This window comes from Embleya sp. AB8 (genome assembly GCF_049739465.1).
Lineage (GTDB): Bacteria > Actinomycetota > Actinomycetes > Streptomycetales > Streptomycetaceae > Embleya.
On record NZ_JBMHHY010000022.1, the window covers coordinates 184,900 to 196,670 of the forward strand.

Annotated in this window: 11 protein-coding genes; 7 read left to right on the plus strand and 4 right to left on the minus strand. The window is 72.5% G+C overall.

Annotated features, from left to right (window positions below):
* Positions 1 to 103: 103 nt before the first annotated feature.
* Entirely contained in the window at positions 104 to 859 is a 756-nt protein-coding gene (locus ABIA38_RS30690; RefSeq protein ID WP_424642122.1) for an SDR family NAD(P)-dependent oxidoreductase, read from the minus strand.
* Complete coding sequence (locus tag ABIA38_RS30695; protein ID WP_424642123.1) at positions 856 to 1,719, minus strand: SDR family oxidoreductase; 864 nt, start codon at positions 1,717 to 1,719, stop codon at positions 856 to 858. The genes ABIA38_RS30690 and ABIA38_RS30695 overlap by 4 nt, the downstream gene beginning before the upstream one ends.
* A 154-nt stretch (positions 1,720 to 1,873) precedes the next feature.
* Here ABIA38_RS30695 and ABIA38_RS30700 point away from each other — a divergent pair, with 154 nt between their 5' ends.
* From ABIA38_RS30700 to ABIA38_RS30725, 6 genes are all read left to right on the plus strand, one after another.
* Complete coding sequence (locus ABIA38_RS30700; protein ID WP_424642125.1) at positions 1,874 to 2,149, plus strand: FmdB family zinc ribbon protein; 276 nt, start codon at positions 1,874 to 1,876, stop codon at positions 2,147 to 2,149.
* A 45-nt stretch (positions 2,150 to 2,194) separates the two neighbouring features.
* Positions 2,195 to 3,457: a formamidase gene (gene fmdA, locus ABIA38_RS30705; protein ID WP_424642126.1), complete on the plus strand. Its 1,263-nt coding sequence runs from the start codon at positions 2,195 to 2,197 to the stop codon at positions 3,455 to 3,457.
* A gap of 114 nt (positions 3,458 to 3,571) precedes the next feature.
* Positions 3,572 to 5,365, plus strand: coding sequence for a hypothetical protein (locus tag ABIA38_RS30710; protein ID WP_424642127.1), 1,794 nt, complete (start codon positions 3,572 to 3,574; stop codon positions 5,363 to 5,365).
* A 90-nt stretch (positions 5,366 to 5,455) separates the two neighbouring features.
* Entirely contained in the window at positions 5,456 to 7,201 is a 1,746-nt protein-coding gene (locus tag ABIA38_RS30715; protein ID WP_424642128.1) for a hypothetical protein, read from the plus strand.
* Between the two features lie 65 nt (positions 7,202 to 7,266).
* Positions 7,267 to 7,824, plus strand: a complete 558-nt coding sequence (locus ABIA38_RS30720; protein WP_424642129.1) for a putative glycolipid-binding domain-containing protein — start codon at positions 7,267 to 7,269, stop codon at positions 7,822 to 7,824.
* 101 nt (positions 7,825 to 7,925) lie between these two features.
* Positions 7,926 to 8,756, plus strand: coding sequence for a sirohydrochlorin chelatase (locus ABIA38_RS30725; protein WP_424642130.1), 831 nt, complete (start codon positions 7,926 to 7,928; stop codon positions 8,754 to 8,756).
* Positions 8,757 to 8,895: 139 nt separating this feature from the next.
* Here ABIA38_RS30725 and ABIA38_RS30730 read toward each other — a convergent pair whose 3' ends face one another.
* Both ABIA38_RS30730 and ABIA38_RS30735 read right to left on the minus strand, forming a co-directional pair.
* Complete coding sequence (locus ABIA38_RS30730; RefSeq protein WP_424642131.1) at positions 8,896 to 9,909, minus strand: amidohydrolase family protein; 1,014 nt, start codon at positions 9,907 to 9,909, stop codon at positions 8,896 to 8,898.
* A complete protein-coding gene (locus ABIA38_RS30735) occupies positions 9,906 to 10,784 on the minus strand; it encodes a fumarylacetoacetate hydrolase family protein (protein WP_424642132.1) in 879 nt (292 codons plus the stop codon). Before ABIA38_RS30735 ends, ABIA38_RS30730 begins: the two co-directional genes overlap by 4 nt.
* Before the next feature lie 185 nt (positions 10,785 to 10,969).
* On the opposite strand from ABIA38_RS30735, the gene ABIA38_RS30740 reads away from it, so the two are divergent.
* The gene (locus tag ABIA38_RS30740; RefSeq protein WP_424642133.1) at positions 10,970 to 11,281 is read left to right on the plus strand and encodes an L-rhamnose mutarotase; all 312 of its coding nucleotides are present in this window, start codon (positions 10,970 to 10,972) and stop codon (positions 11,279 to 11,281) included.
* Positions 11,282 to 11,771 lie beyond the last annotated feature (490 nt).

Genomic DNA, 11,771 nt, shown 5'->3' on the forward strand with positions numbered 1-11,771 from the left:
GCTATATGCGGGCGTATCAAGGGAGTTGGTGGGAAATCGGCAGCCGGAGGGAGGCCGGGCCGGGGCGGGGCCGGGAAGTGCGGGCGGCACGGGACTCGCGGGATCAGAGGAAGGTGTCGCGGCCTCCGTTGACGATCAGGGTCTGGCCGGTGACGTAGCGGGAGGCCGGGCCGCACAGGAACACGGCGGGGCCGCCGATGTCGGTCTCCGGGTCGCCGACGCGGCGCATCGGCACCCGGTCCGCGATCCGCGACTCCATGGTCGGGTCCGCGGCGAACGCGGCGGCCAGGGCCGGGGTCACCGCCAGCGGTGCCAGGCCGTTGACCCGGACGCCGGTCGGGCCCCACTCCCGGGCCAGCGCCTTGACGAAGCCGCGTTGGGCGCCCTTGACGCCGGCGTAGAAGGCCAGATTCGCGCTGCCGCGCATGCCGGCGGGGGAGGTGAGCAGGAGCAACGCGCCTTCGGTGGCGCGCAGATGGGGGTAGGCCGCGCGGGCCACGATGAACGAGCCGGTGAGCGATACGGCGGCGTGCTCGCGCCACAACTCGGGCTCGGCCTGCGCCAGATCCACCGGCTCAGCGGAGCGGCGCGAGGTCGCGTTGTGTACCACCGCGTCCAGTCGGCCGAATCGGGCGGCGCTCGCCTCGATCGCGGTGCGGACCGACTCCGGCGAGGTGACGTCGCATTCGGTCGCCCAGCCGGTGTCGCCGCGGGCGGTGATCTCCTCGACCACCTCGACGCCGGCCGCCAGGCGTCGCGCGGTCACCACGACGGTGGAGCCGGCCGCCGCCAGGGCCAGGGCGATGCCTCGGCCGAGGCCGGCCGCCGCGCCGGTCACCAACGCCACGTGTTCCGTCACGGCGTCATCAGCGCTCCTCCGTCGACGATCAGGGTGGTGCCGGTCAGCCGGGCGGCGTCCGGGGCGAGCAGGAGTGCCACCGCGTCGGCGACGTCCCGGGTGGTCCGGGGGCCGGGCAGGACCGCCTCGTTCCGGTCGACGTCGGTGCCGCGCAAGTGCTCGGCGCCGTAGGCGAATACGTCGGGCGTGACGATGTTGACGGTGATGCCGTCGGCGGCCCAGCGGCGGGCCGCCGACTTGGCCAGCGCGCGCAGCGCCTCGGCGGCGGTGGCCAACGGGACGAGTTCGGCGGCGCCTTCGAGGGCGACGGCGGGCACGACCAGTACGAACCGGCCGCGCCGTGGGGCGAGCAACCCGTGGGCGACCTGAAGCACGGTCAGGCCGTGCCGAACCGGATCCTCCGCCAACCGCCGCCACTCGTCGTCCCCGAGCGCGGCCAGGGCCCGCGGCACGAACGCGTCGCCGGGCAACAGGGTATGGACGATCACATCCACCGCATCGCGCGCCGCCGACGCCGAAAGCGCAGCCCGAAGCCGCCGGGGGTCGCCGAGGTCGACGGGGATGGGGATACCGCGGACCCACCGGTCGTCCTGTGGGTCGGCCTGCGCCTCGGCCCGCCCGCTTGCCCGGCCGCCGCCTTGCGCCGCGTCCCGGTCGTCGGCCGGCCTGCCGGTCGGTTCGCCGCCCCGCCCGTCGGCCCGTTCGCCGGCCCGTCCGCCGGTCCCCACGACCGCTTCCGCCGCCCGCTCGGAGTCCGCGGCATCGACCAGGATCACCTCGTACCCGTCCCCGGCCAGCCGTAGGGCCACCGCCTTGCCGATGGCGGCGGTGCCGACGACGAGGGCCACACGTTGTGTCATCGGACCTCCGGAACGTGCTGATCGACAGCGTGATGCAACCATGGAGCGCTCGAATTGACCATGCGTCAGGTCCAACCCGCGTGTCGGCCGTTTTCTTTTGGTCGGCGCTGTGTTCTGCTTCCTGGCACACCCGGCGACCAGGTGAGGAGCGGTTGTGGCGACCTACGTGTACCGATGCGCGGACTGTGGCGACTTCGAGCTGAGCCGCCCGTTGGGCGAGGCCCGGGCGGCCGAGCGATGTCCCGTGTGCGCGGTGCCCGGCAGACGGGTCTGGACCGCTCCCCGGCTCGGCAACACCGGCGGCGGCATGCGGCTCGCCGCCGCCGAGGAGCGCTCGGCGCATGCCCCCGCCGTGACCTCGGGCCCACCGCCCCGGCCGGGTGTACGCGGGCCGGGCGACCCCCGGCACGCACGGCTGCCCCGGCCCTGACGCATCGTCAACGGCCGCCGTTCCTGCGAGTCTTCGAGGAGTCACATGCCCGAGGTCGTATTCGGTGTCGACCAGTCCCGCCCGTTTCGCGAGCAGAAGGTGCTCGGCCACAACCGCTGGCACCCGGACGTGCCGCCGGTGACGATGGTCAAGCCCGGGGCGGAGTTCCGGATCGAGTGTCGCGAGTGGTTCGACGGCACGATCGGCAACAACGACAGTGCCGACGACGTACGCGACGCGGACCTGACCATGGTGCACCAACTCAGCGGCCCGATCGGGGTGGAGGGTGCCCGACCGGGCGACCTGCTGATCGTGGACATCCTCGACGTCGGGGCCTGCCCGCAGGACGACACCTTCTCGGTGACCGGCCCGGTGGCCGGCCAGGGCTGGGGCTACACCGGCCTGTTCGCGAAGGAGAACGGCGGCGGCTTCCTCACCGACCACTTCCCCGGCGCGTACAAGGCGGTCTGGGACTTCCACGGGCAGCGGGCCACCTCCCGGCACATCCCCGGGGTCGAGCTGACCGGGATGATCCACCCCGGCCTGATGGGCACCGCGCCCTCCGCCCGGCTGCTCGCCGAATGGAACGCCCGCGAGGGCGCGTTGCGCGCCACCGACCCGAACCGGGTGCCGCCGCTGTCCCTGCCGCCCGAGCCGATCGCGGCCGTGCTCGGCTCGCTGGACGCCGCGCAGGCCGCAGCCGCCGCCCGCGAGGCCGCGCGCACCGCGCCGCCGCGCGAGAACGGCGGCAACCAGGACATCAAGAACCTGACCGCCGGATCGCGGATCTTCTACCCGGTGTTCGTCGACGGCGCCAAGCTCTCCGTGGGCGACCTGCACTTCTGCCAGGGCGACGGCGAGATCACCTTCTGCGGCGCGATCGAGATGGGCGGGTTCATCGACCTGCGGGTGGAGGTGCTCAAGGGCGGCATGGAGACGTACGGGGTCACCACCAACCCGATCTTCCTGCCGGGACGCTCGGCGCCGCAGTACAGCGAGTATCTGACCTTCACCGGCTTCTCGGTCACCGAGGACGGCGAACAGCGCTACCTGGACGCGACGTTGGCCTACCGGCGGGCCTGCCTGAACGCGATCACCTACCTGACCAAGTTCGGCTACACGTCCGAGCAGGCCTATCTGATCCTGGGCGCGGCGCCGATCGAGGGCCGGTTCTCCGGCGTCGTGGACATCCCGAACGCGTGCGCGACGTTGTACGTGCCGACGGAGATCTTCGACTTCGACATCCGACCCTCGGCCGACGGCCCGGCGTATGCCGATCGTGGGCAGTGCGCGACGACGAGCGGCTGAGCCGAGGTACGCAGGGGGTGCACCCGCGCGCCGAGCGCCCGGGTGCACCTCGGCCGAGTTCTTGTCGGCCGGACCCCGTAGCGTCCTGGTGAGGACGCCACGGAGGGTGCACGAGTGTCGAAGACCGCCATCATCGCGCTGCTGGCCGAGATGAACGACGCCGACGGGTCGATCCTCGCACGAATGCGGGACGAGCTGCCGGCCGCCCTCCGGGAGACCGAGGCGTTGCCGCCGGCGCTGGTCCGCGACGCGCTGCGCCGGGCCGACGAACAGGCCCTGTCCGCGATCGCGGGCAACCTGGGCCTGCCGCGCGGCGCGCTCGCCGAGTTGTACACCGGGCCGGTGTTGCCCGCGCTGCGCGCACTGCGCGGGCTGGCCGCCAAGAATCCGCGTGCGTACACCGAAGCCACCCGTGGTGTCGGCGAGTTGATGGACCGTCACCTCGGCGGCTCGGCCGCCGCGTGGGGTCGACTGCTCGCGTCGCTGCCCACCTTCGACGGGCCACTGCCGGCGGCGATCGAGGCGGCGGGCGCGGGCGAGGACCCGGGGGAGGGGGTTGGCGACGGTGCGCCGGGACTGCGGGTGTCGGCCCGACTCCGGGTGGAATTTCGTCAGTTGTTGTTGCTCGCGCCGGCGGAGGGGTTGGCCGAACTGCTGCCCGCGCTGCCCCCGTACACCGTGCGCGATCTGATCCGGTTCGGCGCCGAGGTGCCCGCCGACGTACTCGCCGATGTGGTCGCCCGGGCCACCCCCGCGCAGCGCCGGGTGCTCGCCGCGGCCAGACACGCGCTGCCCGAGGTGGCCGGCGCGCTGCTCGACCTGGCCGATCCCGCGACGAACGCCGCGGTCTACCTCAATCCGCGCACCGGCGTGGCGCTGCGGGCGCGGATCATGACGGGCGCGACGCCGCTGCATCCGACCCTGGTCGAACGGGTGTGCAACGACTGGGCGAGCACGATCCGGGTGCCCGCACTGTGGTCGGGCGATCCGCTCTTGGTGCGGGCCGCGCTGCTCGGGCGCCGCGCGGTGCGGCTCACCCTGCCCGAATGCCTGGCCATCTGGCAGGAGAAGGGCATCGACGAACTGCGTGTGTACACCGTCGACCCGGTAGCCACAGCGGACGGCCGCGCGCCGCAACCCTTCCGGGTGCCGCGCTATCGCTCGGTGTTGCTGATCGCCCTGCTGCGCCTGTCCGAGCGCGCCGGTGCCGAGGCGGCCCTCGAGCTGGTCGCCGAGCTGAACCTGCCCGAGCGCTCGGCCGCGCACCTTCGCGAACTGTTGTCCTCGCCCGCCGGGATCACCCGGCTGCGTGCGGAGATCGCCCGATCGACCGGGGCTCGCCGGCTCACCCGGCGACTGCGCGGCTACCTGCCCGCCCTGGAGTGGCCGATGGTGGAGACGCCCGTGGTCGACTGGACCGAGCTGACCCGGGCGCACCGACGCCGGGCGTTTTCCGCCCGGGCGTTGGCACTGCTGGCCGAACAGGACGGCTGCCCGGCCGAGTTGCGACGCGCGGCGAGCACCGCCGGGCGGCCCGCGTACGGCGCACGTCTACGTGGTGCCTGGCCGACCCCGGTGTACTGGTTCGATCCGCGCTCGCGCGGGCAGGACACCGCCGCCGAGCACGACTACGCGACCGCCCTGGCGACCGGCCGAGTGCCGATCGCCGACCTGCTGACCGGCCCGCGGGCCGCGCCGGCGGCCGAACTGCTCGGCCGGCGTGACACGATCGCCCCCGACGCCCGGGCCGGCCGCCGACTCCGGGACGAGCTGCGCGAACTGATCGACGGTCAGGTGGCCCCGACGGACCGGACGGCGTTCGCCGTGGTCGCGTTGCGCCTGCTTCGGGAGTTCGAGGGCAGCCTGGCCGAACTGGTCACCACGTCGGCCGCCGCGGTGCGCGGCTGACCGTTCCGCATACCGCCACCGTTCGACAGCCACCGTTCGACAGCCGCCGTTCGACCGCGAACGGGTCCGACTCCCGAGAGGGCTTCCGACATGCACTATGCCGCCGCGTTCGCGCTGCTCGCCGCGCTGGACAACGCCGAGGGTGAGGTGTTCGCCCGGGTGCGCGGCACCTACACCCCGCACCTGGGCGAGGCCGGTGGTCTGCCCGCCTCGCTGATCACCTCGGTGATCCGCCACGGCACCGGCGCCGACCTGGTCCGGATCGCCGCGCCGAACTCGGACGTGCGGGTGGCCACCGAGATCCTGGCCACGGCCGGCCCCGCCGTCGCCGTACTGCGCTTCCTGCGGCACTGCGGCAGCGACGATGCCCAGGCCTACCTGCGGCCGATGGCCGAGGTGACCGGGCTGCTGGACCGGCACCTGGGCGCCGATCCGTGCGCCTGGTCCCGCCTGTTGGCGATGCTGCCGGACTGCCAGGGCACGGTCGCCGAGCTGATCGAGGCGGCCGGGGCGGGTGCGGGCGGCACCGAGGCGATACCGGCCCCGCCGCGTGCGGTCGCGGTCGACTGGCGGCAACTGCTCCTGTTCGCCCGCCCCGAGCGACTGGCCGCACTGGTGCCGCACCTGCGCCCGCGTACCGTGCTCGACCTGGTGCACTTCGGCGCCCGGCTGCCCGGCCCGATCGTCGCCGAGGCGGTGCGCCGCGCGACGCCCCGGCAGCGCGCCGCGCTGGCCGTCGCGACCCATCCGCGCGCCGACGCGTACGACGCGCTGCTCGCCCTGGCCGACCCGAAGTTGAACGCGCTGATCTACCTCAACCCCCGGGCCGGCGAGCGCGAACGAAACCTGATCATGGCGAGTGCGGGTGAGGTCCCGCTCGACCCGGTCACGATCGCGCGGGTGATCCAGTCGGACAACCCGCACTACCGGCGCCCCGGTGTGTGGTCCGGCGATCCCAAGCTGGTGCGGGCCGCGATGTTGCGGGTGCGGAACATGGGCACGAGTGTGGCCAAGTGTATGGAGCGGTGGGAGCAGGGCGGGATCGAGGCGCTGCGCCCGCTGTTCCACAACAGCTACCAGCGCAAGCAGCACGAGCCGTTCATGGTGCCGGCGCATCGCGGAGTGCTGCTGGGTGCGTTGCTCGGGTTGTGGGATCGGCACGGCGTGGCGGCGGCGGAGAGCCTGGTCGACGACCTGCCGCTGCGAGCGTCGACGGCCGCGCGGCTGCGGGCGCTGTTCGCGGCCGGGGACGCGGGTCGGGCGCGGATGCGGACGGAGTGCGCGCGGGCGTTGGACAAGCGGATGTTCAAGGGCGAGTGGCTCGCGCCGTTGGGCTTTCGGCTTGCCGTGCCGGGCTATCCGCAAACGGGTTGGGCCGCGTGCGCCGAGGAGCCGCCGCGTAAGGAGGCGGCGCGCTTGCTGAGCACGTTCCCGGGTTGTCCGGACCCGATCGTCGCCGCGGCGGAGGCGGACGGCAAGGCGCTGCGCGTGCGATGGCCGGTGGTCGGCGACTGGGTGCCGGCGGTCGCGCGCGGTGACATGTACACCAACGAGGTACGTCGGCTGCGTATCGAGTTGGCGAAGATTCCGGGGCTGGCCGAACGGGTGTTCAACGGCGCGAGCAGCGCCGAGCGTGCGCTGGAACTGTACAACCGGATCCAGCGATACGCGGAGGACGCCCGGCTGCGCGAGACGCAACGGGCCCGGATGCCCGAGTATCTCCGCGAATACCTGGGCACGAGCCTGGAGGCCCGGGTGATCGCCGCGCGGATGGCCCCCTCGTTCGCCGGGACGTTGCCCGAACTGCTGGCGACCGCGGCTGCGGCGGCCGGCTGAGCGAGGCGCGGCCGGGCCGGGAAATGCGTTGGTGTGGGCGGCCGATTCGGGGTACCGATGCACACGTGACGGATGAGCGCGTACTGACATGGCGGGTGACCGAGAGCGGCGGGCAGGAGACCTCGTGGGTCGAGTTGGGGGAGTCCCGGCTCAGTGCGCGGGGCGAGGCCCTGGGCACGACGCCGCGCTCCTATCGGCTCACCTACGAGTTGGCGACGGCGGACGACTACGTGACGACCCGATTGCGGGTGGTCGCGCAGGGCGCGGGCGAGACCAGGCGCCTCGATCTGCGGCGCACGGCCGACGGGTGGACGGTGGACGGCGTACCGCGTCCCGACCTGGTCGACGCGCTCGACTGCGATCTGGGCCTGTGTCCGCTCACCAACACGATGCCGATCCTGCGCCACGGGCTGCACGAGGAGGCGGGGCGGCATCGGTTCCTGATGGCCTTCGTGGCCGTGCCGGAGCTGGTGGTGCAGCCGTCCTGGCAGACGTACACACACCTGTGCGTGGAGCCCGGCGGGGCCCGGGTGCGCTACGAATCCGGGGACTTCAGCAGCGATCTGCTCGTGGATCGTGAGGGATTGGTGGTGGACTATCCACAATTGGCGACCCGGATCTGAGCGGGTCGGCCGGGGTCGCCGCCGATCATGGCCGTAACAGTCCTGTTGCTCTTGGCGTCCGGCTGTGAAGGCTTTGGCCGGATTCCATAAAATTCGATCCCATGAGCTCCTCCTCGGACGCAGCGTCCCCGCTGCCCGCCCGCACTCCAGGTCTGCCCACCCGAGTGCCGCAACCCCGTCAGGGCGGACGGCACCGTCGGCCCGACTCCCACGAACTCCCGGAGGCCGCAAAACCGTTGATTCTCGCCGTGCCCGGACCGGCGAACGCGGACCTGATCGCCCTGGTGGGCGAGGTCGCGCTGCTGGCCGGCGCGGATCTGCCCGGTCTGGACATCCGGCCGGTGGTGATAGAGGAGGACGGCACCGACCTGGCCGCCGTGCTGCACGGCGCGCCGTCGGCGGTCGTCGTCCCGCTTCTGCTCGGCCCCAACGCCGAGGCCGCCGACCGGATCGAGACGGTGCTCGCCGCTACGGAGGGGGAGTTCGTGCGCTGCGGCGTGCTCGGCCCGCATCCGCTGCTCGCCGAGGTACTGCACGAGCGGCTGTCCGAGGCCGGCCTGGCCCGGGCCGACCGGGCCCGACTGTTCAGCGTGGCGACCGCCGCCGAGGGCATCGTGCTGGTCACCGACGGCGGTCCGGAGGCGGTGGCCGCCGCCGAGGTGACCGGCGTACTGCTCGCGGCCCGACTCGCGTTGCCGGTGATGACCGCCGACCTGGGGGACCCGAAGACGGTGGAGGCCGCGGCCGAGCGACTGCGCGAGATGGGCGCGGCCTCGATAGCGCTGGCGCCGCATGTGCTCGGGCCGGACGTCGAGGGCGGCCGGATCGCGGCGGTCGCGGATCAGGCCGGGTGCACGGCGGCGGAGCCGATCGGGGCGCACACCTCGGTGGCCAAGCTGATCCTGCACAAGTACCTGGAGGCGTGCGGCTAGGCACGGGGGTCGGCACGGGTTCGTCCCGGCGGCGCATGGCTCCTCCGTGCCGTGCGCCGCCGATTGCCGATCCGCCGATCCGCCGGTTGCCGACCGCCGACCGTCGGCCGCCGATCCGCCGCCGATGTCCGACGTGACGTCAGCAGCCGTATACGCGGCGGGCGGTGGCGCCGAACACGTGTGCCCGCTCGGCGGCCGAGAGCTCGGCACAGACCCGGTCGGCGACCGAGACGACGGTGTCGTAGGACGCGGCCAGCGTGCAGACCGGCCAGTCCGAGCCGAACATGGTGCGGTTCGCGCCGAAGCGGGCCAGCGCGTGTCGGCCGTAGGGGAGCAGCCGGTCGATCGTCCAGTGCCGCCAGTCCGCCTCGGTGACCAGGCCGGACAGCTTGACCGAGACGTTCGGCAGCGCGGCGAGTCGCGCGATCGTGTCGGCCCAGGGCTGCCAGGTGCCGGCGCCGATCTCCGGCTTGCCGAGGTGATCGAGGACGAAGGACAACTCGGGGTGGCGCTGGGCCACTTCGATCGCGGCGGGCAGCTGCGCCGGCTTCACCAGCAGGTCGTAGGTCAGGCCGGCGGTGGTCAACGCGGCGAGCGAACGCTCCACATCGGGCCGCAACAACCAGCGCGGGTCGGGCTCGTCCTGGACGAAGTGCCGAACACCGACGAGGTGTCGGCCGCCGGGCGCGCTGCGCAACTCGGCGATTTGATCGGCGACGTCGGGGCGAGTCAGGTCGACCCAGCCGACCACGGCGACCACGGGTGTCCGTGGATCGGCGGCGATGGCGAGGAGTTCACGGGTTTCGTGGGTGTCGGTGCGGGCCTGGACGGCGATGGTGGCGGCGCCGGGGCCGGTGGCTACGGTCAGCTCGGCGGGGCCGAATCGGCCGCGGAGGGGGTCGGCCCAGGGGCCGTCCATCCAGGGGTAGGTGTGGGTGGTGGTGGCGGCGGAGTCCGTGGCGGTGCTGGAGTCGGTGGCGGTGGCGGTGTCCGTGCCGGTTCCGGTGTCCCAGAGGTGGTGGTGGGCGTCGAGGCGGGGGGTGGGGTCGGCTGCGGGGGGCTTGTTTGGTTGGTTGGTCGCGTTTGGCTCTTTGGCTCCTTTGGTTTCTTTGGTTCTTTTGGTTTTCTTGGTCTCGTTCGTCTCGTTCCTCATGCCTGCCCGATCGATTGCCGCTGGCGGCCGAGGGAGCCGTTCGGGCCGGTGATCTCCAGTTCGACGACGTCGCCGGCACGCAGGTACGGGTTGCCGGGCAGGCCGAGTGCGACGCCGGCGGGGGTGCCGGTGTTGATCACGTCGCCGGGTTCGAGGACCATGAAGCGGCTCAGGTAGCGGACCAGGTGGTGGACGCCGAAGATCATATTCGCGGTGGAACCGTGCTGGCGGGACTGGCCGTTGACCCATAGCCGCAGCTCGAGGGCCTGCGGATCGCCGACCTCGTCGGCGGTCACCAGCCACGGGCCGAGCGGGTTGAACGTCTCGCACGACTTGCCCTTGTCCCACTGCCCGCCGCGCTCCAACTGGAACTCGCGCTCGGAGACGTCGTTGCTGATCGCATAGCCCGCGATGCACTCGGCTGCCGCCGCGTCGGACTCCAGGTAGCGGGCGCGCGCGCCGATCACCACGGCGAGTTCGATCTCCCAGTCGGTCTTGACGCTGTCCCGGGGTACCAACACCTCGTCGTGCGGGCCGATCACCGTACCGGGGTCCTTCATGAACACGATCGGTTCGGCGGGCAGTTCGGCGCCGGTCTCCTCGGCGTGGTCGCGGTAGTTGAGCCCGATGCACACGACCTTGCCGGGGCGGGCGAGGGCGGCGCCGATCCGGGCGGGGGTGGGCGGCTTCGGCAGCTTCGGCGTCTTCGGCAGTTCGCCGGCGGCGAGCGCGGCGCGGGTTCGGGCGATCCCGTCCCCGGCCAGGAACGCGCCGTCGAGGTCGCCGGTCAGCGAGGACAGGTCGTGTACGCCGCCGTCCGGACCGAGCACGGCGGGACGCTCGAAGCCGGGGGCGCCGACGCGCAGGAATTTCACGAAACGTCACTCCAGAGGTACGCAGGGCGATGAAGTCATCCGACCAATGTGGGATCGAATGCCCGAACCCCTGGTCCACATGACGCCGATATGCAAGATTGACTCGCCCACTGAAACCCAATGATCGGATCAATGTCAAGGTCGTGTGGGACGACCTGGACCCCCCCCGAACCAGGAGCAACGACATGCGCGTGGCACTACACACCCGCCTGCACGCGGGACGCGAGGCCGAGTACGAACAGGCCCACCGCGAGGTCCCCGCCGAGCTGACCGCAGCGATCCGCGCGGCGGGCGTGCACGAGTGGAGCATCTGGCGCAGCGGCCAGGACCTGTTCCACCTGATCGACTGCGACGACTACGAGCGCCTGCTCGCGGAGTTGGCCGACCTACCGGTCAACGTCGCGTGGCAGGCCCGGATGGACGAGCTGGCCGAGGTCGGACACGACTACTCGGCGACAGGCGCCCAGGCGGGGCTACCCGAGATCTGGCGACTCTGAGGGCTCTGAACGCACACCCGGGCGGGGTTCCGCCGAACGGCCACTGGGCGGCTGCCGTACCTGGGGGCGGGGCCTGTCAGCTACGTGGCGGTTGCTGCCCTGGTCGGCTTTGCTGATTCGTGGTCGAGGGCGGTTGGCGGGTTGGCGTGGTGGTGTTGGGCTGGTGCGTGGTGGCCCTGGGTCGGTTCGGCGGGGCCGGGTCGTGGCGGTGGCCGTCGTCTCGTCGTTGCTCGTCCCCTCCGGGGCCGGGGTTTTTGCTTGGTGCTCCGCATCCGTTGTTGCCCGTCCACTACGTGGCCGTCACTGCCCTGGTCGGCTTCGCTGGCTCGTGGTCGGGGGCGGTTGGCGGGTTGGGCGTCGTGGGGTTGGGCTGGTGCCGTGGTGGCCCTGGGTCGGTTCGGCGGGGCCGATTCGTGGCGGCTGCCGCCGCCTCGTCGTCGCACGTCCCCTCCGGGGCCGGGGTCTTGCTTGGTGCTTCGCATCCGTTGTT

Excerpts from the sequence above, each read along its gene's own strand:
- fmdA (WP_424642126.1), top strand. The coding sequence starts at position 2,195 with ATGCCCGAGGTCGTATTCGGTGTCGACCAGTCCCGCCCGTTTCGCGAG.
- ABIA38_RS30695 (WP_424642123.1), bottom strand. The coding sequence starts at position 1,719 with ATGACACAACGTGTGGCCCTCGTCGTCGGCACCGCCGCCATCGGCAAG.
- ABIA38_RS30725 (WP_424642130.1), top strand. The coding sequence starts at position 7,926 with ATGAGCTCCTCCTCGGACGCAGCGTCCCCGCTGCCCGCCCGCACTCCA.
- ABIA38_RS30715 (WP_424642128.1), top strand. The coding sequence starts at position 5,456 with ATGCACTATGCCGCCGCGTTCGCGCTGCTCGCCGCGCTGGACAACGCC.
- ABIA38_RS30740 (WP_424642133.1), top strand. The coding sequence starts at position 10,970 with ATGCGCGTGGCACTACACACCCGCCTGCACGCGGGACGCGAGGCCGAG.
- ABIA38_RS30730 (WP_424642131.1), bottom strand. The coding sequence starts at position 9,909 with ATGAGGAACGAGACGAACGAGACCAAGAAAACCAAAAGAACCAAAGAA.